Annotated in this window: 20 protein-coding genes; 11 read left to right on the top strand and 9 right to left on the bottom strand. The window is 57.5% G+C overall.

Annotated features, from left to right (window positions below):
• Positions 1-2: 2 nt before the first annotated feature.
• Positions 3-794: an enoyl-ACP reductase FabI gene (locus tag ACR0DK_RS16490; RefSeq protein WP_170397587.1), complete on the top strand. Its 792-nt coding sequence runs from the start codon at positions 3-5 to the stop codon at positions 792-794.
• 59 nt (positions 795-853) lie between these two features.
• The gene (locus tag ACR0DK_RS16485) at positions 854-1,042 is read left to right on the top strand and encodes a hypothetical protein (RefSeq protein WP_170397589.1); all 189 of its coding nucleotides are present in this window, start codon (positions 854-856) and stop codon (positions 1,040-1,042) included.
• Between the two features lie 11 nt (positions 1,043-1,053).
• On the opposite strand, the gene ACR0DK_RS16480 is transcribed toward ACR0DK_RS16485, so the two are convergent.
• The gene (locus ACR0DK_RS16480) at positions 1,054-1,482 is read right to left on the bottom strand and encodes an FKBP-type peptidyl-prolyl cis-trans isomerase (protein ID WP_170818117.1); all 429 of its coding nucleotides are present in this window, start codon (positions 1,480-1,482) and stop codon (positions 1,054-1,056) included.
• 124 nt (positions 1,483-1,606) lie between these two features.
• On the opposite strand from ACR0DK_RS16480, the gene ACR0DK_RS16475 reads away from it, so the two are divergent.
• The 7 genes from ACR0DK_RS16475 (at position 1,607) to ACR0DK_RS16445 (ending at position 8,243) form a co-directional block, all read left to right on the top strand.
• Positions 1,607-2,293, top strand: coding sequence for a haloacid dehalogenase type II (locus ACR0DK_RS16475; RefSeq protein ID WP_480571020.1), 687 nt, complete (start codon positions 1,607-1,609; stop codon positions 2,291-2,293).
• The gene (locus tag ACR0DK_RS16470; RefSeq protein WP_480737182.1) at positions 2,293-3,120 is read left to right on the top strand and encodes an alpha/beta fold hydrolase; all 828 of its coding nucleotides are present in this window, start codon (positions 2,293-2,295) and stop codon (positions 3,118-3,120) included. The genes ACR0DK_RS16475 and ACR0DK_RS16470 overlap by 1 nt, the downstream gene beginning before the upstream one ends.
• Positions 3,117-4,091 (top strand): threonine ammonia-lyase, encoded by a 975-nt coding sequence (locus ACR0DK_RS16465; RefSeq protein ID WP_223117636.1) that lies wholly within the window; start codon positions 3,117-3,119, stop codon positions 4,089-4,091. Before ACR0DK_RS16470 ends, ACR0DK_RS16465 begins: the two co-directional genes overlap by 4 nt.
• A gap of 75 nt (positions 4,092-4,166) precedes the next feature.
• Entirely contained in the window at positions 4,167-4,955 is a 789-nt protein-coding gene (gene pcaD / locus ACR0DK_RS16460) for a 3-oxoadipate enol-lactonase (protein ID WP_480737180.1), read from the top strand.
• 11 nt (positions 4,956-4,966) lie between these two features.
• Positions 4,967-5,680 (top strand): alpha/beta fold hydrolase, encoded by a 714-nt coding sequence (locus ACR0DK_RS16455; protein ID WP_170397608.1) that lies wholly within the window; start codon positions 4,967-4,969, stop codon positions 5,678-5,680.
• 214 nt (positions 5,681-5,894) lie between these two features.
• The gene (locus tag ACR0DK_RS16450; protein ID WP_223117634.1) at positions 5,895-6,989 is read left to right on the top strand and encodes a Zn-dependent alcohol dehydrogenase; all 1,095 of its coding nucleotides are present in this window, start codon (positions 5,895-5,897) and stop codon (positions 6,987-6,989) included.
• A gap of 21 nt (positions 6,990-7,010) precedes the next feature.
• Positions 7,011-8,243 (top strand): mandelate racemase/muconate lactonizing enzyme family protein, encoded by a 1,233-nt coding sequence (locus tag ACR0DK_RS16445; protein ID WP_480705668.1) that lies wholly within the window; start codon positions 7,011-7,013, stop codon positions 8,241-8,243.
• A 23-nt stretch (positions 8,244-8,266) separates the two neighbouring features.
• Here the strand turns inward: ACR0DK_RS16445 and ACR0DK_RS16440 are convergent, their stop codons facing one another.
• On the bottom strand, positions 8,267-11,308 hold the full coding sequence (locus ACR0DK_RS16440; RefSeq protein ID WP_170626517.1) for an ABC transporter transmembrane domain-containing protein: 3,042 nt from the start codon (positions 11,306-11,308) through the stop codon (positions 8,267-8,269).
• A gap of 169 nt (positions 11,309-11,477) precedes the next feature.
• Between ACR0DK_RS16440 and ACR0DK_RS16435 the strand changes: the two genes are divergently transcribed.
• Entirely contained in the window at positions 11,478-11,867 is a 390-nt protein-coding gene (locus ACR0DK_RS16435) for a DUF3307 domain-containing protein (RefSeq protein ID WP_223117632.1), read from the top strand.
• A gap of 3 nt (positions 11,868-11,870) precedes the next feature.
• On the opposite strand, the gene ACR0DK_RS16430 is transcribed toward ACR0DK_RS16435, so the two are convergent.
• Positions 11,871-12,332 carry an Lrp/AsnC family transcriptional regulator gene (locus tag ACR0DK_RS16430; protein WP_170397624.1) on the bottom strand — a complete coding sequence of 154 codons (462 nt, stop codon included), beginning with the start codon at positions 12,330-12,332 and terminating at the stop codon, positions 11,871-11,873.
• Positions 12,333-12,478: 146 nt separating this feature from the next.
• Between ACR0DK_RS16430 and ACR0DK_RS16425 the strand changes: the two genes are divergently transcribed.
• On the top strand, positions 12,479-15,874 hold the full coding sequence (locus tag ACR0DK_RS16425) for an indolepyruvate ferredoxin oxidoreductase family protein (protein ID WP_480737177.1): 3,396 nt from the start codon (positions 12,479-12,481) through the stop codon (positions 15,872-15,874).
• Here ACR0DK_RS16425 and ACR0DK_RS16420 read toward each other — a convergent pair.
• From ACR0DK_RS16420 to ACR0DK_RS16395, 6 genes are all read right to left on the bottom strand, one after another.
• Positions 15,871-17,175: an NAD(P)/FAD-dependent oxidoreductase gene (locus ACR0DK_RS16420; RefSeq protein ID WP_480737173.1), complete on the bottom strand. Its 1,305-nt coding sequence runs from the start codon at positions 17,173-17,175 to the stop codon at positions 15,871-15,873. The genes ACR0DK_RS16425 and ACR0DK_RS16420 overlap by 4 nt on opposite strands.
• Complete coding sequence (locus ACR0DK_RS16415; protein ID WP_170397633.1) at positions 17,162-17,845, bottom strand: TetR/AcrR family transcriptional regulator; 684 nt, start codon at positions 17,843-17,845, stop codon at positions 17,162-17,164. Before ACR0DK_RS16415 ends, ACR0DK_RS16420 begins: the two co-directional genes overlap by 14 nt.
• Positions 17,846-19,390 carry a trimethylamine methyltransferase family protein gene (locus ACR0DK_RS16410; protein WP_480737171.1) on the bottom strand — a complete coding sequence of 515 codons (1,545 nt, stop codon included), beginning with the start codon at positions 19,388-19,390 and terminating at the stop codon, positions 17,846-17,848.
• A gap of 2 nt (positions 19,391-19,392) precedes the next feature.
• Positions 19,393-21,795, bottom strand: a complete 2,403-nt coding sequence (locus tag ACR0DK_RS16405; RefSeq protein ID WP_480737169.1) for a GcvT family protein — start codon at positions 21,793-21,795, stop codon at positions 19,393-19,395.
• Between the two features lie 98 nt (positions 21,796-21,893).
• Entirely contained in the window at positions 21,894-22,523 is a 630-nt protein-coding gene (locus tag ACR0DK_RS16400) for a glutathione S-transferase family protein (protein ID WP_480737167.1), read from the bottom strand.
• Between the two features lie 92 nt (positions 22,524-22,615).
• A complete protein-coding gene (locus ACR0DK_RS16395) occupies positions 22,616-23,113 on the bottom strand; it encodes a class I SAM-dependent methyltransferase (RefSeq protein WP_170404613.1) in 498 nt (165 codons plus the stop codon).
• Between the last annotated feature and the right edge of the window lie 17 nt (positions 23,114-23,130).

Below are 23,130 nucleotides of genomic sequence, written 5' to 3'. Positions count from 1 at the left end.
AGATGTCGGATATTCTCAAGGGTAAACGCGGCCTGATCATGGGCGTGGCTAATGACCGCTCTATCGCGTGGGGCATCGCCAAAGCCATGCACGAAGCAGGCGCTGAGCTGGCTTTCACCTATCAGGGCGAGGCGTTTGGCAAACGGCTTGAACCGCTGGCCCAAAGCTTGGGCAGCGACTTCATGGTCGATGCGGATGTGACCGATGATGATTCACTGGATCGCGCGTTTGGCGAGTTGTCCGCCCGCTGGCCAACAATAGATTTTGTTGTCCACGCTATCGCTTATTCGGACAAGTCCGAACTGACCGGTCGATTCTTGAACACCACGCGGGCAAACTTCAAACACTCGCTGGATGTGTCGGCCTATTCGTTCATCGAAGTTGCCCGTCGCGCCTATCCGCTGATGAAGGACAATGGCGGCACATTGTTGACCCTGACCTATCAAGGATCGAACAAGGTTGTACCAAACTACAATGTCATGGGCGTCGCCAAGGCTGCGCTGGAATCGGCGACGCGCTATCTGGCGAACGATCTGGGCCCCGAGGGTATTCGCGTGAACGCCATCTCGCCCGGCCCGATGAAAACATTGGCGGGTGCGGCTATTGGTGGTGCACGCAAGACCTACAAGTTCTGCGACCAGAACGCACCGATGCGTTCGAATGCCACGCTGGAGGCCGTCGGAGGCACCGCCGTGTATCTTGCGTCCGACGCCGGCAGCTATACTTCGGGTGAGATCATCCGTGTCGATGGCGGGTATCATATTCTGGGCATGCCTCAGCCAGAGGCCATGTGACCATATCTTTCCCTGCGGGTGCCAAGATTTGAACATCTTTGCCCCGCAGGGATTACGATATGAGCAAACTTGAACAGATCCTTGCGAGCAACACGCGCTCGCCAGCTTTGAAACGCAAATCAGGAAGCGGACGTGCGCGTCTTTTGCTGCTGATTCTCACATCGCTGCTGATTGCCTTTGTGTTTCTGACCCAACCGCCCGTGCGCGATGCGATTGAGCCGTTGTTGTCACATATCCCGGGCCTTTGATCCAATCAGCGTCAGTTGATCGAAACGATTTCGATATCGAAGACCAGATCTTGCCCCGCTAGTGGATGATTTGCATCCAAGGTCACCGTCGCCTCATCTACCTCGACGACAGTCACTGGCAATGCCTGACCGTCAGGAGTTTGCATCTGTAACTGCGTGCCAGGTTCAAGCGGAATGTCATCCGGGATGCCTTCACGCGGGATCTGCTGCCGCATGCCCGGATTGATCGGGCCATAGGCGTCAACGCAATCGATCTCCACACGCTTTTTCTCGCCAATCTGCATGCCCGGCAGGGCAGCGTCCAGACCGGGTATGATCTGCCCGGAACCAACCGCAAACTCCAACGGATCGCGCCCCTCGGAACTGTCGAAGACTTTGCCGTCCAGCAGAGTTCCGGTGTAGTGGATGCGAACCGTGTCGCCTTGTTTGATTGCGGTCATGATGGCCTCCGGCCTGAAAAGAAATGAACGGCGCAGCCTAGAGGCTGACACAGCATTGTAAACCCTGCCCTCTTTAACCCCGGAACCGGTTGTGTTTACCTGCGCCCGATCAGGGGAGGATCGGATGGCTATCACCACGTGTGTATTCGACGCTTATGGCACTCTGTTTGACGTGGCCGCCGCCGCCAGGCAGGCCGCAACAGAGCCCGGATTTGAAGCGTTGGCTAGCAAATGGCCCGAGTTGGCCAATCACTGGCGTCTGAAGCAACTGCAATATACATGGTTGCGTGCTGTCGCTGATGCGCATTGTGACTTTTGGGATGTCACGCAAGATGGGCTGGATTGGGCCTTGGAAGCGGTAGGCCTTCAGGGGGATATCACCCTTCGGCAGCGTCTGCTCGATTTGTATTGGGAATTGCAGGCCTATCCCGAGGTCCCCGATATGTTGAAGGCGCTGAAGGCCGGTGGGTTGCAGACCGCCATCTTGTCCAACGGTTCACCCCCGATGCTAAACGGGGCGGTGCAGTCTGCCGCGATCGGTGATGTGCTGGATGATGTTCTGTCGGTCGAAAGCGTGGGGGTCTTCAAACCCCATGCCAGCGTATACGATCTGGTGCAAAACCGGTTCGGTTGTACGCGCGAAGAAGTTCTGTTCGTCAGCTCAAACGGCTGGGACGCTGCCGGGGCCAGTGGCTATGGATTTGTCACAGCTTGGGTCAACCGCGCTGGCGAACCAATGGACCGTCTGCCGTGGAAACCTGCACATGTGCTGCCAGACCTGACGACGATCCCTCAATTGGCAGGGCTTTGATGGCATATTTCACCACCTCGGACGGCAAACGCCTGTACTATGAAGATACCGGCACGGGCCATCCTCTGCTTTGCTTGGCTGGCTTGACGCGCAACTGCCGCGACTTTTCATTTCTTGCGCCACATATGAGTGATCTTCGTATGATTGCGATGGATTATCGCGGGCGCGGCAAGTCCGATTTTGATGCGAACTACATGAATTACAACATCCTGCGCGAAGGACAGGATGCGGTCGAACTTCTGGATCAGCTGGGTTTGGAGAAGGTGACCCTGTTGGGCACGTCACGGGGGGGGCTGATCGCCATGGCCTTGGCCGCCAGCCATCCTGACCGGCTGGCAGGTGTTATCCTGAACGACGTTGGCCCGGTGATCGAACCCGGTGGCATTGCCAAGATTATGGACTATGTCGGCAATCCCCCAAGTTCACAATCCTATGATGAGGCTGCGCAGGTCCTGCAAACGATGATGGCGCCACAGTTCCCGGGCATCGCTCAGGACGTCTGGAAACTGCAGGTAGAACATCAATACATTCAAACCGATACCGGGCTACAGCTGCGTTATGACCCCGCATTGCGACAAGCGCTGATCGAGCAGGCCGCCATCACCCCGGTACCGGACCTGTGGCCTTTGTTCGACGCCCTGAGCACGATCCACACCGGCGTGATCCGCGGTGCAAATTCCGACTTGTTGAGCAAAGCCACGGTGCAGAAGATGCACGCACACCACCCCGAATTGATCTCGACCGAAGTGCCGGACCGAGGACATGTCCCGTTCCTGAACGAGCCTCAATCCCTAGACCTGATCCGCAAGATACTGGACGCCAAATGAGCAACATAGACATGATCGAAGCCGCCGCCGAGCGGCTGAAAGGTCACGTGCGCGAGACGCCGCTTCTGTCATCGCCTTTCCTGGATGAAATCGCGGGTCGCCGCGTGCTGATCAAACCCGAATGCCTGCAACACACCGGCAGTTTCAAATTTCGCGGCGCGTGGTCAGCTATTTCGGCATTGGATGAAGCGGCGCGCAACCGGGGCGTCATCGCCTATTCCTCGGGCAATCACGCACAGGGTGTTGCCTATGCAGCGGCTCAACATGGAGTCTCGTCCGTCATCGTCATGCCCTCGGATGCGCCGAAGCTGAAGATTGAAAACACCCGCGCGCTGGGCGGTGAGGTCGTCCTATATGACCGTGCCAGCGAAAGCCGCGAAGACATCGGCGAGGCATTGGCTGCCGAGCGCGGTTTGACCTTGATCCGGCCTTATGACGAACCGCAAGTGATCGCTGGCCAGGGAACAACGGGACTGGAGCTGGCGCGTCAGGCACGGGCGCTGGGCGTGACCGAAGGTGACGTGCTGATCTGCTGTGGCGGCGGCGGGCTGACATCTGGTATAGCGCTGGCATTAGAGCGTCACGCGCCCGGTCTGCGCCCTCGTCCATGCGAGCCTGAAGGGTTCGAAGACGTGAAACGCTCGCTGGCAAGCGGGACGATCCAAAGCAACGACGCTACTTCGGGAAATATCTGCGACGCAATCCTGACGCCACAGCCGGGGCAGATTACCTTTCCCATCCTACAGCGGCTTTGCGGCCCTGGTCTGTCGGTATCTGAACAGGAATCCCTACGCGCCATGGCCTTTGCGTTTCTGCGTCTGAAGATCGTGCTGGAACCCGGAGGAGCGGTTTCGCTGGCCTCTGCCCTGTTTCGCAAGGATCAGATTGATGGGAATGCGGTGATCGTAGTCGCCTCGGGCGGCAACGTGGATCCGCAGATCTTTGAACGAGCGTTGGAATTCCTTACCTGACAATCGCTTACAGCCGGTGCAAAATCCGGTTGTAGTCGTTTTAACCGACACCCTGAGCAGACGGGGACGCTAAACATGCATATCGCTGACCTCAAAGATGTTCGGATACACTACCGAATTGATGGCGACGCCGCTGGCGCCCCCATCGTGTTTGCTAATTCACTGGGTACGGATATGCGGCTGTGGGACCCGATATTGCCGCTACTGCCCAAAGGCCTGCGCATCATTAGGTACGACAAACGCGGGCACGGATTGTCAACAGCACCCTCAGCGCCCTATTCCATGGGAAATCTGGTGCGCGACGCCGAGCAATTGCTGGATTATCTAGAAGTCAAGGATTGCGTATTCGTGGGTCTGTCCGTCGGTGGCATGATTGCGCAGGGCCTGGCGGTCAAGCGTATGGATCAGATCCGCGCGCTGGTGCTGTCGAATACGGCCGCCAAAATCGGCACTCCCAAGATGTGGCAGCATCGTATGGATGCTGTCCGTACCGGCGGGATCGAGGCACTGGCGGATGCCACCATGGATCGGTGGTTCTCGAAATCATTCCGGGCCAGCGCCGAGATGACGCTTTGGCGCAACATGATGGTCCGACAACCGGTCGATGGCTATCTGGGCTGTTGCGCTGCAATCTCGGGCACCGATTTCTATACGCCAACCAGCGGATTGCGCCTGCCGACCATAGGGATTGCGGGCAGCGAAGACGGCTCAACCCCGCCAGATCTGGTGCGCGAAACGGTCGATCTGATCCCTGGCTCGCGCTTTGCGCTAATCCGAAAGGCAGGCCACCTGCCCTGCGTCGAGCGCCCTCAGGACTTTGCCCAACTGATCGGTGGTTTTCTGACCGAGATCGGACATATTTGAAGGAGGGATTGTTGGCAGATTTCTTGCTTGTACATGGCTCGTGGCACGGTGCCTGGTGCTGGCGCGATCTGATCCCGGAATTGACCACATTCGGACATACCGCCCGCGCCATCGATATGCCAAGCCACGGCTCGGACCCGACGCCTATCCGCGATGTAACCCTTGGAACGTGCAGAGATGCCGTGCTGAAGGCTTCGACACCAAAGACCATCATCTTAGGGCACTCGTGGGGTGGATATCCCGTAAGTGCGGCTGCCGAGACCGACCCGAACGCCATGCGTGGTGTGATTTATCTAAGTGCCTATGTTCCGAAATCCGGGCTATCTATGGTCGAAATGCGCAAACGAGCCCCACGCCAACTGATCGGAAATGCCGTCGAAGTATCCGGCGACGGGTTGTCGTATTCGGTGGTACCGGATCAGGTGCACGACCTGCTTTATCACGACTGCGCGCGCGAGGTGGTTGCCTATGCATTCGCGCGCCTGTGCCCCCAGGCGATTGCACCGCAGACTACCCCCCTAGACGTCGGCGATAACTTCGCGCGCGTTCCAAAAGGGTACATCAGAACCACCGATGACCGAATCGTTCCGACCGAATATCAGGCCGAGATGGCGGGCTGCGCGGACCCTGATATGCACCTTACGATAGACAGCTCTCATTCGCCGTTTTTTTCGCATCCTGAGCATCTTGCCGGGTTGATGCACCAGATCTCGCAACGAATGTAGCCAGCCACCGTCGATGTCCCGACCCCGATACGCCGTGCGCCGATCTGTTTGGTTGTCGCACACTGAACCGATGACCCACACAATGCTTATCAATAGGTGGATTCTTTTGCGTCTACCCCACTTTGGCAGAACAACGACACATCCGTGACGGTTTCCACCTTGCAGGTCCCGCCGGGACGGGTCACCGTGATCCCGTTAGGGAGCGGGAAAACACATGCAAACCATCAAAGCAGCCGTATGCCGGGCCTTCGGCGAACCTCTGGTCATCGAAGACATCCTGATTGCACCACCCGGCATGGGCGAGGTCGAGGTCACGCTGGATGCAGTGGCGATTTGCCATTCGGACATTTCCTTTGCAAGCGGCGCATGGGGCGGCCACTTGCCCGCGGTTTACGGGCACGAAGCGGCTGGCATCGTTTCTGCTGTTGGTGAAGGCGCAGGGGATTTCAAACTTGGTGATCCCGTTGTGGTAACCTTGATCCGCGCCTGCGGGTCCTGCCCGTCCTGTGCCGGTGGCATGCCCACCATTTGTGAAACACCTTATGACACGGTGAAAGGTCCGCTGCAGACTGCCGACGGTGATGCGCTGGAACAGGCCATGGCATGCGGGGCCTTTGCCGAAAAGGTAGTTGTCAGCCACCGACAGATCGTCCGCATACCTGAGACCCTGCCCAAGGACCTTGCCAGCCTGCTGTCTTGCGGGGTGATCACCGGTGTTGGCGCAGCGGTCAACGCCGCCCAGCTTCGCCCCGGGCAGGACGTGGTTGTCATCGGCGCCGGGGGCGTCGGCTTGAACGCAATCCAAGGCGCACGTATTGCCGGAGCTCGCCGTATCGTTGGGGTCGATATGACACAGGATAAGCTGGATATCGCAATGGAGTTCGGCGCGACCCATGGTGTTTTGGCCAGCCAGAAAGAGCCGTGGAAAGCCGCCTACAAGGCGCTGGGCGGACGTGGCGCAGACGCCGTCTTGATTACTGTTGGTGCAATCCCGGCCTATGATCAGGCCCCGCGTTACCTTGGTCGGGGCGGCAAGGCGATCATGATCGGGATGCCCCATTCTGGTGACATGTCCAGCTACGAACCCGTCGTGCTGGCCGCGCTTGGCCAGGGCATGGTGGGCTCAAAAATGGGCGATGTAGTGATCCAGCGCGACATCCCGTGGATGATCGATCTGTATGAACAGGGGCGGCTGAAACTGGACGAGTTGATCTCGGGTCGCTGGACCCTGTCGCAGATCAATGAGGCCATCGAAGACACCAAGTCCGGTGCGGCCAAACGCAATGTAATCTTGTTTGATCGCGACTGAACCCCGCAAAAGGAACACCCGATGAAACTGCAAGATCTCGATGTCATTGTCACCGCGCCTCCGGCACCGGGTTGGGGTGGGCGCTATTGGATTTTGGTCAAGGTCACCACGGATACGGGCGTGATCGGTTGGGGGGAATGCTACGCGTCCTCGGTTGGTCCCGAAGCCATGACCCATGTCATTCGCGATGTATTCGAACGGCACATGCAGGGCGAAAACCCCGAGAATATCGAGTTGATGTTCCGCCGCGCCTATTCCAGCGGCTTCACTCAGCGACCAGACCTGACCGTCATGGGTGCGTTCTCGGGGCTCGAAATCGCCTGCTGGGACATTTTGGGCAAGGATCGTGATCGTCCGGTCTATGCGCTGCTGGGTGGGCGGATGAACGACCGTATCCGGGCGTATACCTATCTCTACCCACTTCCTCAGCATAACCTGACGGACTTCTGGACTTCACCTGAGCAGGCCGGAGAAAGTGCTGCTGAAATGGTCCGGCGCGGCTATACCGCCGTCAAGTTTGATCCTGCCGGGCCTTATACGATCCGCGGTGGGCACATGCCCGCTATGTCCGATATCTCAATGTCGATAGCGTTTTGCAAAGCGATCCGTGAGGCAGTTGGAGACAAGGCCGATCTGCTGTTCGGTACTCATGGTCAGTTCAACACAGCCGGAGCTATACGTCTGGGCCAAGCGCTGGAACCCTTTTCACCACTGTGGTTCGAAGAACCCACACCCCCCGACATGATCGAGGATATGGCCCGTGTGGCGCGCACTGTCCGTATCCCTATCGCAACCGGTGAACGGATGACAACCAAGGCGGAATTTGGCGCGGTCCTGCGCGCCGGGGCCGCCGAAATCCTTCAGCCTGCGCTGGGTCGCGCTGGTGGTATATGGGAGATGAAGAAAGTCGCCGCAATGGCCGAGGTTTTCAACGCCCAGATGGCACCCCATCTGTATGCGGGACCGATCGAGTGGGCGGCGAATATTCATCTTGCGGCGTCGATCCCGAACCTGCTGCTGCTTGAAAGCATCGAGACCCCATTCCACGATCAACTGATAAAGGGAAGCATCCGCGTCGAGAAGGGGTTCGTCACTCCTCCGATCGAGCCCGGCCTTGGTATCGAGGTCGATGAAGGCCTTGCCCGAGCCCATCCCTACAAAGGTGACGGGCTGCACTTACAGATGCAGGAAACACCATGTGACTATGCAAATGGGAATGCGTTTCAAGGCGGGGCACCCGCAACCGAAGGGTAACAATCGACAGGCGAGCAAGCCGATCAGTTCGAGACATACCCCGCGATGACCTGCAACAGTTTAAAGGCTGTGGCTGCATCGTTCTCGACGACCGCCAGAAATTCCTCCTCACCGATCCGTAGGCAGGACAGTTCCGTTTCAGCCACCATGCTCAACGCCCGAGGCTCTTTTCGGATCAACCCCAGCTCTCCCACCAACGCGCCCGCACCAACCGTTGTGATCAGTTGATCGGCCTCGCCCGAACGCGGCAGGTACAATCCTGCCTCGCCCTCAAGGATGACATAGGCGCCATCGGTTGGCTGATCATCCTTCAGAAACACCACCTGGCCAGGTTTCGCTTCGAACCAGCGCGCCCCAAAGGCCAGCAGTCGAAGCTGGCGACGGTCGAGCCCAGAGAACAACGGGGTCTGCTCAAGCGCACGCAATTTGCGTACCAGATCGGCAGACGCCGCACCGTCGCCGTCGACGTCGGTTGGGCCTTCACCCGTCACGACCCGGCCCTGACGGATTTCAACATACATGTCGAAAACATCTGGATTTTCGAACGCATCATTTAGATAGATTACAGTAGTTTCGGGCAGCAATTCACGCAGATTTTTATAAACTGCGACCTGTGTCTCCATATCATAGCTGGCAAGCGCGGTTTCCAGGATCAGAATATCTGGCTTTTTGATCGCAGCGCGGGTAAAGGCTAGCGGTTCGGCAAATACGGCAGGCAAGTTCTGGCCGCCAATCGAGACCGGAACATCATAGATCAGTTCCACCACCATCGGTCGTGCCCCGTTCTCGGCCAGAACATCGACGATCAGCTTGCGCGCCTCGTCGGTCCGCGCACCGCCGATCTGGCTGACCTTGCCAAACAGTGCGTTTTCCATAACCGTCAAACCGGGTGCAAAGGCATCTTCATCCAACGGGACGAATACATCGTGCAACGGTTCCAGCAATTTGGCCGAGTGGCTGTGGCGAAGCTCAAGAATGCGGTTCTTCAGCTCATCCGAAAACGCCGGGCCAATCTGCTCGGCCGAGATCACAAATGGCACCGAAAGCAAGCTAGCCAATTGTTCGTCATCCAGCCCGTTTGCGCCTTCCTTCCGGGTTTGCTCGACCAATTCAACCGCGGCCTCGTAGGTCTGGGCCTCAAGCCCCAGCTTGCGGAACAGAGGGTGATCCGTTCCATCAAGCCCAAAGATCTGGCGCAGCATCTCAATAACGTCGCGTGTCAAACTGATCAGGGTTTCATCCAACCCCAACTCGCGCAACTGGCCTAGAAACACGGTTTGCTGTGCCAGCAATTGCCGTGTCACTGGAACACAAGGGGTGGCAAACAACAGGTTCTCAGCAACGGGTAGCGCAGGGTTATACGCGCAGCGATCGAAAATCAGCGCCTGCTGATCAAGCCCGGCCTCGCGCACCGCCTTCTGAACCCGAGGGCGCAATTCGACCAGCTTTGCTGCCAGTTCCGGGCGCTCATTCGCATCAAACACCTGCTCGGCACCGCGCTGAAACAACGCCGCGCCCGAGCCCATGCCATCGATCAGTTTCAGCCACCAATCGCGCAGCCGTGCTGTATCGTCAAAGCCTGCCGATCCTGGATCTAGCCATTCGACGTGGAATGGATCAGCACTGTTACCTGCCCTCAGCGTCTCGGGGAAATCCGGATCCTCGGTGGACTTGGACAATGGATGTGACCGCATCGGCATCATCACATTTTCACCCAACGTGCCCTGAAACATTATGGGGCGCGAGGTTGCTAGACCTATTCGTTGGGCAACAACGCTTTGATGCAGGCCAGCCATATTGATGCCGCCGATTTCAATACGGCCAGAGGTTGGCAGAATCTCGCGGGTCAGCAACTCGGTCAGCGCATGGCGATCTTCCTCGCTGGTGGCCGAAATGCCGACAGTTTTACCTGCTGGGAACGTCAGGTCCAGATCATCCAAAACCTGATTGCCGTCGATATCACGAACCGAGACTTGATTCAGTACGATATCGCCATTCAGATGTGGACGATCCGCTGGCTCTCCGTCAAACAGGGCCTCATCAATCATTCCATCCGGTGCGAAACGATCAATCACAACATCCCATCGCAGCGACATGTCCTGCGTTTGATTATAATAGGTCAGCAGTTCTTTCCAGGGTGAGCTCAAGTCTTTGTAAGCCGCCAGCGCAGCCACCAGAGCACCCAGCGAAACAGACCCCTGCAACACCAGCAGGCCACCGACAAGGTAGAACATGAATGGCGTCAGCTGCGATATGAAGTTGTTGATGAACTTCATAAAGAACTTCTTCTGATAGATCTCAAAGCGGATGGCGAACAGGCGCCCCAGCTGATCCGAGATCATCGCCCGCCGATAACGCCAACCGCCATTGGCGCGCAGGGTCGAAGCACCGGCAGCGTTCTCGCCGATCTGGGCAGCCAAAACGCGGACCTCTTGAATGCGCTTCTTGTTCAGAAGATTGATCTGGCGTTGCAATCGCGGGATCAACCAGGCCTGCAGCGGGATCAACGCCACCGCGGCCAGTCCGAACCAAACGCTTTGGAGGAACAGAAAGGACAGGATCGTGATCATTTGTCCGGCCTGCAGCACGGGCTGACTGATCGCATCCCCCATCAGCCCACCCATCGGTTCGCTTTCAGCGGTTATCATCGAGACCATTTCGCCCTGACTGACCCGCTCAAAATATGGTTGTGGGAAGCGAAGCGCGCGGTTGATCAACTGATAGCGAAAGCGACGCAGCATACGCTCGCTCAGAACACCCTTCATGGTGTTGATACGCATCTTCATCAGCCCGTGCGCCAGCACCGCAGCCAGAAAGGCAAAGCACAGGATCATCAGAAAAGTGGTCTGCGTCAGGCTATAACCCCAGACATCGACAATCTGACTTGTCGCGCCGATTGCGTCATTGATGATGCGCTTGGGCAGCTCCAACGTCAGGTAAAGCAAAGGAAACAAGGTCGACGTCACGGCCAGCAAAATCAACTGGTCGCGCTTCGAGTATTTCCAGATGAACTGAAAGATCGATCGTTCTATTGAACCCGCCCCTACTAACGATCCGCCGCTCAAATCACTGATTTTGGCGTGAATACAACGGGCCGAATTTACCGCAATCGTATCCTCGGACGCAAATGAATTTCCGATTTGCGCCTAATTTGCGTTGTGTGAACAAGTTCATTTGCGCGTTTCGCGTTTACCCCCTAATCTCCTGATTCAGGACGATATCGGGAGGATTCATTTGCCTGCCAGCTTTGGCGCTGTGTTTCTGTTGCTGTGCCTGCTTCAGATCAAACACATGTTCGCCGACTATTTTTTACAGACGCCCAAGATGCTTTCCGGGCGAGGCACGTATTTCCACATGGGGCGCGCGCAACATGCTGCTGTGCATGTTGTGGGTTCGGTCGTGATTTTCGCGCTCTTTCGCGCCCCGATTGAATTCATACTGATCATCGCTGCGTTGGAATGGATCGTGCATTTCCACATCGACTTTGCCAAAGCCAACTATTCTGACCGCAAACAGTTGCAACCCAATCAGGCCGCTTTTTGGCGTGCCGCTGGTCTGGATCAGTTGTTTCACAACCTTACTTATATTGGCATGGCCTGGGCTTGGGTGGCTTTCGCGGCTTAAGCTTCAGGGTACCACCGGTCGGTTCCGCTTGATCGTCCGCAGCACGACATTCGTTTGCGCGCTGGCGACGGCGGGCAATCGAAACAAGAAATCTTCCAGAAACGTGTTGTAAGCAGACAGATTCCTGCACAAGACACGCAGATGATAATCGGCCTGACCAGTCGTGGCGTAGCATTCCTGCACTTCGGGGCTGATCTCGACGGCCCGGATGAAGTCGACAATCTTGTCCGGGTCATGCCGGGTCAGGTGAACATGCACGATTGCTTCGAACGTCAACCCCATCTCGGCAGGGTTCACCAAAGCGCCGTACCGTTCGATCACCCCAGCCTCTTCCAGCGCGCGCACCCGGCGCCATAGCGCGGAGGCTGACATGCCGACTGCATCTGCCAATTCGGCGTTTGAAACCCGGCTGTCATTTTGAAGCAGCGTCAGAATGCGGTGGTCCCGATCATCAAGAGTAGTCATCTTGGAAAGATTCATCCGTAAATATAACTAAATCTGGTAAATCCTATCATATTTTGCAGAACTCGCACAAACTCTGAAACAGAAATTCACCTGCGGGGGGTTAAAATAACCGAACACCAAAGACAAAAACCCATGGACGCGCAGCAATGAGCCACCACGAACCCTCCCCCCGCACCTATCGGCTTGAAGACCGCTATACCCTGACGCAGGGCCGGGTTTTTCTAACAGGCACGCAAGCCTTGGCGCGGATTATGATGGACCAGGCCCGACGCGACCGTCAGGCCGGGCTGAACACGGCGGGGTTTGTCTCGGGCTATCGCGGATCGCCACTGGGCGGGCTGGATCTTGAGCTATGGCGCGCAAAGGACCGGCTGAAGACGGATCGCATCACGTTCATGCCCGCCGTGAACGAAGACCTCGGCGCAACGGCGGTTCTGGGTGCGCAACAGGCCATTTTGGACCCGCATTGCGAGGTCGAGGGCATCTTTTCGATGTGGTACGGTAAAGGCCCCGGTGTCGACCGATCAGGCGATGCATTGAAACACGGGAATGCATATGGGTCTGCGCCAAAAGGTGGCGTGCTGGTCGTGGCAGGCGATGATCATGGTTGCGTCAGTTCTTCGATGCCGCATCAGTCGGATGTGGCCTTCATGTCGTGGTTCATGCCGACATTGAACCCAGCCTCGGTCGAGGAATATTTGGAATTCGGCGAGTACGGGTTCGCTCTGTCCCGTTTCTCAGGCACGTGGGTCGGGTTCAAGGCGGTCTCGGAAACGGTCGAAAGCGCACGGTCCGTCGATCTGCACCCGGATCGCAGCTTTTCCCTGCCGCAGATCGACTTGCCCGAACTCGGTTTGCACGTCCGCACCGCCGATTTGCCCTCGCCCGAGATCGAGACCCGCATCCAACACAAGTTGCGCGCCGTTCGGGCCTTTGCCGAAGCAAACCCCATCGACCGGCGTATTTATGACATCGACAGTGCGAAGTTCGGCTTCGTGACCACCGGCAAGGGGCACCTCGATCTCATGGAGGCGCTGCGTTTGCTGGACCTTGATGAAGCCGCCTGTCGCCGCTTGGGGATCGACATCTACAAGGTTGGCATGGTCTGGCCGCTGGCCCGTCGCAACGCGTTGCGCTTTGTGAAAGGCAAGGCCGAGGTTCTGGTCGTCGAGGAAAAGCGCGGCATCATCGAAAGCCAATTCAAAGAATATTTCTATGACTGGCCCGGCGACAAACCCCATAAGATGGTAGGTAAATATGACAGCCATGGCGAACCGCTGATCCCATGGACCGGGGAACTCAGCCCTTTGATGCTGGCCCCTATTGTTGCCGCCCGACTTAACACGTTCTTCCCTGAAGAAAACCTGCCTGCCAAAGCGCGTGCACTGACTGAGACAGAACCGCCCGTGATCAACGTCCCGGGCGCAACACGGACACCCTATTTCTGCTCGGGCTGCCCGCACAATACATCAACCAAAGTTCCAGAAGGCTCTACCGCTGCCAGCGGCATTGGTTGCCACGTAATGGCATCTTGGATGGATCGCGAGACGGTCGGGTATGCACAGATGGGAGGCGAAGGCGTACCCCATGTGGTGGCCTCACAATTCAATGGCGGAAAGCATATCTTCCAGAACCTTGGCGAAGGGACGTGGTACCATTCTGGATCACTCGCGATCCGTCAGGCGGTCGCGGCAGGGACAAATATCACCTATAAAATCCTCTACAATGATGCGGTCGCAATGACCGGAGGGCAACCAGTGGATGGACCTGTCAGCGTTGCAGGCATTGCCCAAACCTGCCGGGCTGAAGGCGTTGCGCGGATCGCGCTGGTCTCGGACAACATTGCCAAGTTTCACCGATCCGATTTCCCGGCTGGCACCACATTCCACGACCGGGCAAAGATGGACAGCCTGCAACGCGAACTGCGCGACATACCCGGAGTCACGGTCCTGATCTATGAACAGACCTGCGCCACCGAGAAACGCCGCCGCCGCAAGCGTGGGACAATGGAGGACCCCTCGACGTTCGTCTGGATCAATGATCTTGTCTGCGAAGGTTGCGGCGATTGTTCGGTCGCATCGAATTGCCTGAGCGTTGAGCCGCGAGAAACCCCGCTGGGGCGCAAGCGCAAGATCAACTTAAGTTCGTGCAACAAGGATTTTTCGTGCCTGAACGGATTCTGCCCAAGTTTCGTGACCGTTGCAGGCGCAACCCGGCGAAAGCGGGCCATAGATCTGGACCTCGACGCGCTTGAGGCAGACCTGCCAGACCCAAAGCTTCCGTCTTTGGACACACCGTTTGATCTGCTTGTGACAGGCGTGGGTGGCACTGGGGTTGTCACGGTTGGGGCCCTGATCACTATGGCCGCGCATCTGGAAGGCAAAGGTGCCTCGGTCCTGGATTTCACCGGATTTGCGCAGAAATTCGGCACGGTACTCAGTTACATCCGCCTTGGCGCAGCTCCGGATGCGCTTAACCAAGTACGCATAGATCAAGGCGCTGCGGATGCGGTGATTGGCTGTGATGTGGTGGTGAGTTCGGCCCCTAAAGCCTCAACTCATTATGCCCGCGGTACACGCGTTGTGCTGAACAGGGCTGAGATGCCCACCGGCGATCTTGTCCTGCGTCGCGATGCCCAATTGCGGGTCGATAAGCGGGAACAGGCGATCGCAGATGTGGTTGGGGTGGACAATCTCGCCAGCCTTGACGCAAATGCAATAGCTGAGGCGCTACTGGGGGATTCCGTCTTCGCCAACGTCATTTTGCTGGGTTATGCATGGCAAAACGAGCTGGTTCCGGTATCGCACCTTGCATTGGCTCAGGCCATCTTGCTGAACGGTGTTGCCGTCGAAAAAAACCGGCTGGCCTTTGCTCTTGGGCGTTGTCTGGCGGCTGACCCCGACCGCATTCACGGGCTGGCACTACCCGAAGAGGCAAACGGCACCTTGGATCAGGTGATTGCGCGTCGGGTGGCGTTTTTGACAGATTATCAGGATGCCGCATATGCGGATCGCTATGCGCAACAGATTGAAGCAATCCGCGCGTCGAACCCGAAAATATCCGACGATCTTCTAGAATCCGTAGCCCGTAACCTGTTCCGCTTCATGGCCTATAAGGACGAGTTCGAAGTGGCCCGGCTGCAAACGTCCCAAAACTTCGACAACGAACTGAAGCAACAGTTCGAGGGAGATTTCAAAACCAGTTACCACTTCGCCCCGCCAATGCTCAGCTGGCGCAAGGACGAACGGGGCCGCCCCCTCAAGTTTGCACTGGGTCCATGGATGCGCCCGGTTCTGCGGGGACTGTCCCGTCTACGTGGTTTGCGTGGCTCGGTCCTGAACCCCTTCGGCTATCACTCCGAAGCGCGACTGCATCGAGATATCCTAAACTGGTACCAATCGCTGTTGGACATGTATCTGACAAACCCCTCCGCCCATTCCGAGACCGAGTGGCTGGACGTGCTGTCAGCTGCGGACCAGATACGCGGTTTCGGTCCAGTACGGGAAGAAAGCTATGAGAACGCGCGCGCGATGGCGCGTTAACCAAGCACCGAGAAACTGCTATCGGTATTGACCGGTCGCTTGCGGGAATAGAAACTGGTGTCGATTGTGCGCCCAATGCAAGGCAGTTCAAACTGCATCGGCTTGTCGTCATGATCCGCACCGCCTTCAACGTAGTCAATCAGTTCAGCCATCATTTTGCCCGCAATCGGCGCGTTCTTGTATTGGTTTCCGCTGGTGCCGCAGGCCATGTAAAACCCCGGCAGGCTGGACTTGTCATAGATCGGAATCCAGTCAGTCGAGGCATCATACAAATCCACCACCCCACGGGTTCTGGAGGGTATCCCCAAGCTAGGGACCCGTTGGGCATAACGCATGGCCTGCGTGGTCCATTGATCCGTAAAATCGTGGTTATAGCTTACATCATCTTCGCACCATTGATGCGGATCACAAGCCGGATCCTCGGAGCCGATCAGAATATGATTGCCATGTTCTGGACGGCAATACAGCGCGATATCACTATCCGAGACAATTGTTCCTTGCGTTTCGAAATCAAATCCTTCGGGCGCGGGTACATGCACCACCTCCTGCCGCAGCGGGCGGGTTTGAATAGTCATGTCACCCAGAACCCCGGCCATTTCGTTGACAAGCGCTGACCCGGGACCGGCAACATTCACCACCACTTTGGCGTGGATTTCTTCACCAGAGGCAAGTCTGACACCTGCGACGCGCCACTGCTGCAACAGGATTTCGCGCACGTCTGCGCCCGTTCGCACTTCGGCACCATGCAGCTTGGCGGCATCCATCAGGTTTTGCGCCGACAAGGCCGGATCGGTCACATAGCCTGCTTTCGGCCAGAACACTGCGCCCTGAATCCGATCTCCGTTCGGTTGGCCGAACTCCGGATCATCCATGCGCCGCGCCGGGGCAAAGCTGTCCAGAGAATAGATCGGCAGACGTTCGGTAATCCGCTCGGGTGTCCATTCTTCAAACGGACAATCCAGTTCGGCGCTGTACTTCTTATGTTTCTCAAGAAATCCATTGGCCTCGGTCTTGACGACCAAACAACCGGTCTCACGAAACTGCGCCAAATCGGCTGTGTCGGGCAAGCCCAGATAGTTCGCCCAATCACGCCAATAGTGATAACCTTCCCAGGCGAACGCGGTTCCATCGAGGGTCGAATAATGCATCCGAATTATCGCGCAAGAGCCTGCGGTCGAGCCATGCCCAACCTGCGCATTGCGATCCAACGACAGAGTTTTCCAACCGGCCTTGGACATCTCGAACGCGATGGCGGCGCCGATCACACCGGTGCCAATGATGATTGCGTCAGGTTGGTTCATGTCCTGCCCCTTCCCAGAAACGTTTCGCATACGCGCTGAATTCGGTGATTTCCTCGGGTCGCGGTTCGACCCCTGTAAAAACATAAAGGTAGTGTGGAACCATCGACAGCCTGATCGCCAATGGTTCGTTTAACTGCGCCAGATCATATCCGATCTGCATATAATATAGCACCCGCGCCCGCGTCTCTGCCTCGGTCTCATCATAGTTGAACCGGATGAACATCGCGCGCAGCGCGGCCAGGCGACGGGCATCGGACTGGTCCAGCATACGCCGCACCTTTCCCGATCTTCGTGCCCAATCCCGCACAGCAAAATCAAGCGCCGTATCAAATAGTTCGGTATTCACAACGCAGCGCTGCACATTGCACACCGCAGCCGTGATCGTTTCAGCAGGCAATTCGGATTGCGCGATCAAGGCCGCCGTATTTGTCGCCTGCCATCGCGCCAGCAGCGCATCCAGCAATTCCTGCCGCGACTTGAAGTACCAGTAGAATGATGAGCGCGAGACCGCCATCCGCTCGGCAAGGTTCATGACTTTCACCTGCTCGACCCCGTCCGAAATCAGGACGTCCATGGCCACGTTCAGCCAATCATCGCGCGTGACCTTGACGTTACCAATCAGTGGCTCAGCTTCGGGATCGTCCCTGTGCAGGATGGGTTTGGTGTTCATTCAACTCTCCGGCGGTGCGCCGCCCTCTTCTGTACGGCGCGCTATGAAATCCTTCAACGCACCAAGGCGATCCGTATCTGATGCCGGTGCTTTGAAATTTGCCAGGATTTCCTTCCATACGCCCGTCGCGCGGTGGTTGGCGTCGATCGCGCCACGCTCGGTCCAGGTGCCAAAATTTGCGTAATCATGCAGGTGCGGCTCATAAAATGCGGTATTATAGCGCTCCATCGTCTGACTGGTGGCGAAGAAATGTCCGCTGGGTTCAACCTCGCTCAGCGCAGTATCAAACCCGATCTCTGCACCATTGGCCTGTGCCCCTGCACAAAGCTCGGCCACCATGTTCAACACTTCGGCATCGCAGATCATCTTCTCGAAAGATACGGTCAGGCCACCTTCGAGCCATCCGGCCGAATGAATGATCACCGTCGCCCCGGCCATCAGGCAGCCCCAAAGGCCAAACTGGTTTTCATTGGCGGCCTGAACGTCGTTGATATTTGCCGCAGACCCCGCCGCAGACCGCCAGGGCAGGCCCAGATACCGGGCCAACTGGCCCGCCGCCAAAGACGCCTGAAAATGCGAGGGTGTCCCGAATGCAGGCGCCCCTGATTTCATGTCGACATTGCTGGTAAAGGTCCCATAGCACACCGGCGCACCGGGGTTGGTAAGCTGGGTCAGCGTCAAGGCCGCAAGCGCCTCGGCATGGGACAGCGTGATGGCCCCGGCCACCGTGATCGGAGCCATTGCGCCCATCAGGGTAAAGGGAGTGATGATCGACATCTGCCCATGGCGCGCAAAATCGATCAGCCCCTGCGCCATCGGAATATCCAGCGTCCGCGGGCTGTTGGTGTTGATAATCGTGTAACAATGGGCGTTAGCGCGGAACTCCTTGTCAGACAGACCTCGCGCCGTCGAGAGCATCTCGAAGCAGTCCATCACTTGCGGCGTGCCTCGCGAGAAGAAGAACGGGAACTTATCCGTCAGCTCCATCTGCGCTTGTGTGGTGAAATAGTGCCGCACATTGGTTGGCACGTCCTGCGGTTCGACCTGCGGTGAGATCATCTGGAAGACATCAAAGTGATGAGTGAGCTTTAGGAACTCCAGATAATCCTGCCCACTCGCTGGCCGCCGACCGCGTTCCAGATCGGTCGCGTTTGGAGCGCCAGCCCCGGGTTGGAACACCAAAGAGCCCAGCTCCAAAGTGAAATCCCGGTGCCGCGCGCCCGCCCGGCAGCCGATGGATTTCGGAGCTGAGGCCACCGCAGCCTCAACCATATCCCGCCCGATGAAGACCATTTCGCTGTCTTCATCCACGCGGGCGCCACCCTGCGCGTAGATTCGCCGCGCTTCGGGCAATAGAACTTTCACGCCCAACTCTTCCAGTGTGCGCAATGCGTTGTCGTGCATATCTGCAATCTGATCCGTCGGGAACACTTCCATCTGTGGAAACGGATTGCGCAATTGGCGATAATTCACCTCGCGACTAGATTGCGGGGCGGAATCGGTCCCGCGCCCGCGCCGTCGGCGTCTTTGGCCCAAGTCCGACATGGTCAACCTCGCATCGCTTTGCCAAGCGGGTCATAGGGCGACGGCGCAATCACGCGGGCCGGGCGTTCGACACCGACCACATGCACCGACAACTCGGTGCCCGGTTCAGCCTTGTCGCGGTTGACCAAAGCCATGGCCAGCGACTTGCCCGTGTAGTGGCCATAGCCACCCGAAGTCACAAATCCAACGCGCTCATCACCAGCCCAGATCGGTTCATACCCACTGGCATCTGCGTCCAGCGCATCAACCTCAAGCGTCACTTGAACTTGCGCCGGACCGTTGCCATCGCGTTCAGCCAGCGCAGCCTCTTTGCCAACGAAATCCTTGTTCCAGTCGATCCAGCGATCCATTCCGGTCATGCCTGGCGTGTAAAGCTGAGTGAATTCTGCAGACCAGATACCAAAGCTCTTCTCAAGCCGCGTCGACAGCATCGCGTTGAATCCGCATTCGCGGATACCGTCCACGGCCCCAGCCTCAAGCAGCATCCGGCGCAGTTTGATGTGGTCGCCATAGCGGCAGTTTATCTCATACCCTTTTTCGCCCGTCACCGACATACGCGCCACACGGGCACGCACCAGACCGATATCAAAGTCGCCGCAGCCCATGAATTTCAGGCCCGAGATATCTTGTTCTGCCAGTTTCTCGACCACAGCCTGCGATTTCGGCCCAACCACGGCAAAGCCGCAATATTCCTCGCCCAGATCGCGGATGTTCACACCGTCCATCATGTGATCATCGAACCAGCGCATATGCCATGCGCGCAGATAATAGCTGCCCATGATCCACCAGGTCCCGTCGCCCCAGTCCAGCACGGTCAGATCACCCTTGAGGCGACCGTTTTCACCCAGCATCGGAGCCAGTTTGGCACGCCCCGGTGCAGGCAGTTTCGACGCCATGATCCTGTCCAGCCACGCCTCGGCATTTGGGCCTGTGACCTCGAAGCGCGAAAAGCCCGAGATATCCAGTAGTCCCACGCCTTCGCGGATGGTTTTGCACTCCTCAGCCACGATGTCGTGCGCATTCGAGCGTTTCAGCGTCGGCGTCTCTTCAAAGCCTTCGGGCGCAAAGTAAAGCGGCACTTCCAGATCCCAACTGACGCCCCATTTGCACCCCGCCTCGGTCATTGCATCATGGGCTGGGGCCATCTTCAGCGGGCGACCTGCGGGCAGTTGCTCGTTCGGGTAAGTCATCACGAAACGACGGGAATAGAACTGACCGGTTGTTTCGCGGATGTAGCGTTTGTTCTGAGCGAAATCGCCATAGCGCGCCACGTCCATAGGCCATGCGTCGGCCTCAGGCTCGCCATGGATCATCCATTCGGCAAGCGTCTTACCAACGCCGCCACCCTGCAGGAATCCGGCCATCACCGCACAAGCTGACCAATAACCGCGCTTGCCTGGGACCGGACCGACCAGCGGGTTGCCATCGGGTGAGAAGGTGAACGCGCCGTTCACCCATGTTTTGATGCCAACATTCTGGATCGACGGGTACCGTTCAAAGCCCAGCGTCAGCTCGTTCTCGATCCGGTCGAGCTGTTCCTGGAACAATTCTTCACCGTAATTCCACGGCGCACCGTCCATAGCCCAGTGCTCGTGATCGACCTCGTAGATTCCCACCAGAACGCCCTTCTGGTCCTGTCGCATATAGGTGAAGCCTTCAAGATCAACCGTCATCGGCATCTCGAAATCCGCCTCGGCCACCTCAGGCACCGTATCGGTGATCAGATAATGGTGTTTCAGCGGCGAAACCGGCAGCTCCACTCCGGCCATGCGCCCCACCTGTTTGGCCCAGAGGCCAGCGGCGTTGACCACATGTTCGCAGATGATAGTGCCTTTGTCGGTCACAACTTCCCAACCATCCGCAGTCTGCGTAAGGCTTTCGACCTTGGTTTCTTCGTAGTATTCCGCGCCACGTTTCTTGGCCGCAGTTGCATAAGCCTGAACCGTACCGGTTGTATCGATGTAACCTTCGCGATCCGCCCACATCGCGCCCAGCACGCCGTCGGTGGACATGATCGGGCAGCGTTTCTGCGCCTCCTCTGGCGACAACAACTCACAGTCGTCGATGCCGATAGACTGGAAAATGCGGTAGTTGGCCTGCAGCCACTCCCACCGTTCGGGCGTGCCCGCCAGCGTCAGGCCGCCGGTCATGTGCAGGCCGATATTCTGGCCCGACTCTTTTTCGATCTCGCTGAGCAGATCAATCGTATAGGCCTGCAGCGACGCCATGTTCGGATCTGCGTTCAGCGCATGGATGCCTCCCGCCGCGTGCCACGAAGACCCCGAGGCCAAACGCCGCCTCTCCAGCATGACCACATCTGACCAGCCAAACTTGGCGAGATGGTACAGAACCGAGGCGCCGACAACGCCGCCACCGATGACTACGACACGATACTGAGATTTCATCCTGCGCTCCCCTGCATGACTCGCAGAGGACGCTAGAGGCACTGTTCACTTCTGTCTAGACATTTCTGTACAGTTCGAGGGACAGCACCCGGATCAGCTTAAAGCCGGGCGCTCGGGCGTGTCTGAACGGCATCAAACCAGGCGCGTGTGGCCGTGTTCTTTTCTGGGATACGCATCTTGATGACACGTGCGAAATCGACAAACACAAATGTGGTGATGTCGGCCAGAGAGAACATATCACCCGCAACGAAACCGCTGACTTGCAGACGGGCTTCTAGCAAATCGAAAAAGGCGCGCACCCGCTCAGCCCCCCGCTGCGCTAGTTCAGGGATTTGGGCGTGGTTTGCAGGCCCGGTAATCGCGCGGTCTCTGAACGAAGGATGGGTGTTGCGCAAAGTTTCCGCGATTGGTGCGCCACATTGCTGTTCGGCGATGGCATTCCACATCAGAATTTCGCCTTTTTCATCCGGCGTATGCCCCATCAAGGCAGGTTCCGGAAAGCGCGCTTCGAGATAGGCGGCGATGCCAAGATTTTCTGTAAGCGTGGTACCTTGATCCGTAACAAGCACAGGAATCGTTGCACCAGGGTTCACAGCCCGGAAAGCATCGCTAAGCTGTTCACCCTTGGCGATTGAGATATCGCGGGTGTCAATCTTCAGCCCCTTTTCCGCGATAAACATCCGGGCGCGGCGCGGGCTTGGCGCGGTCGAGCAATCATAGAACAGCATTTTGACGGTCCCCTCCAAAGCTTCACGCCTCGGACGTTAGACCGGGCCAGCACTAAAGCGCGAGTCGGATCACACAGTGACCCTACGGCAGATCAACGCCGATAGATGAAACAGCGCCCGTCGACCGCCCCTTCTGGCAGCGGCACCTCGGTCAGTGTTTCGAAATACATTCGATCGCTGGAAACCATCAGTCCGCCCCGCGCCAGAAGCGGTTCGATCAAAGGTGAGACGAGGCGGGCAAACGCATCATTCTTTTGCCGGTTGTGTCCCCCAAGATCGGCATGGATCAGACTGGCCGACGCGCCAAATCGTGTGACCGAAGCAGGCAATGTTTCGCGCACATCACCGAGAATCACCAGATCATCGGGCGGTGTCGAATCGGGATGAGACGCAACGGCCCGTTCAAAAACATAAACGGGACGGTCCTGAATGTGCTTAACCATGTGGTGATATGTGCGCCCATTTCCCAATCCCAGCTCAAAAACCGGACCAGGCTGCCCCGTGGTCTGCGCGATGGCAAAGTCCAGACAAGCACGTTGCGAGACCATTCGGTCAATGAACAGATCCAATCGGCTTTGTTGCTCGGACACGGGGCACCTCTTTCAAA

It is taken from the genome of Ruegeria sp. CE6 (assembly GCF_056537485.1).
Note: the sequence above shows the minus strand (reverse complement) of the source record. Positions and strands in the feature narration are given on the sequence as shown.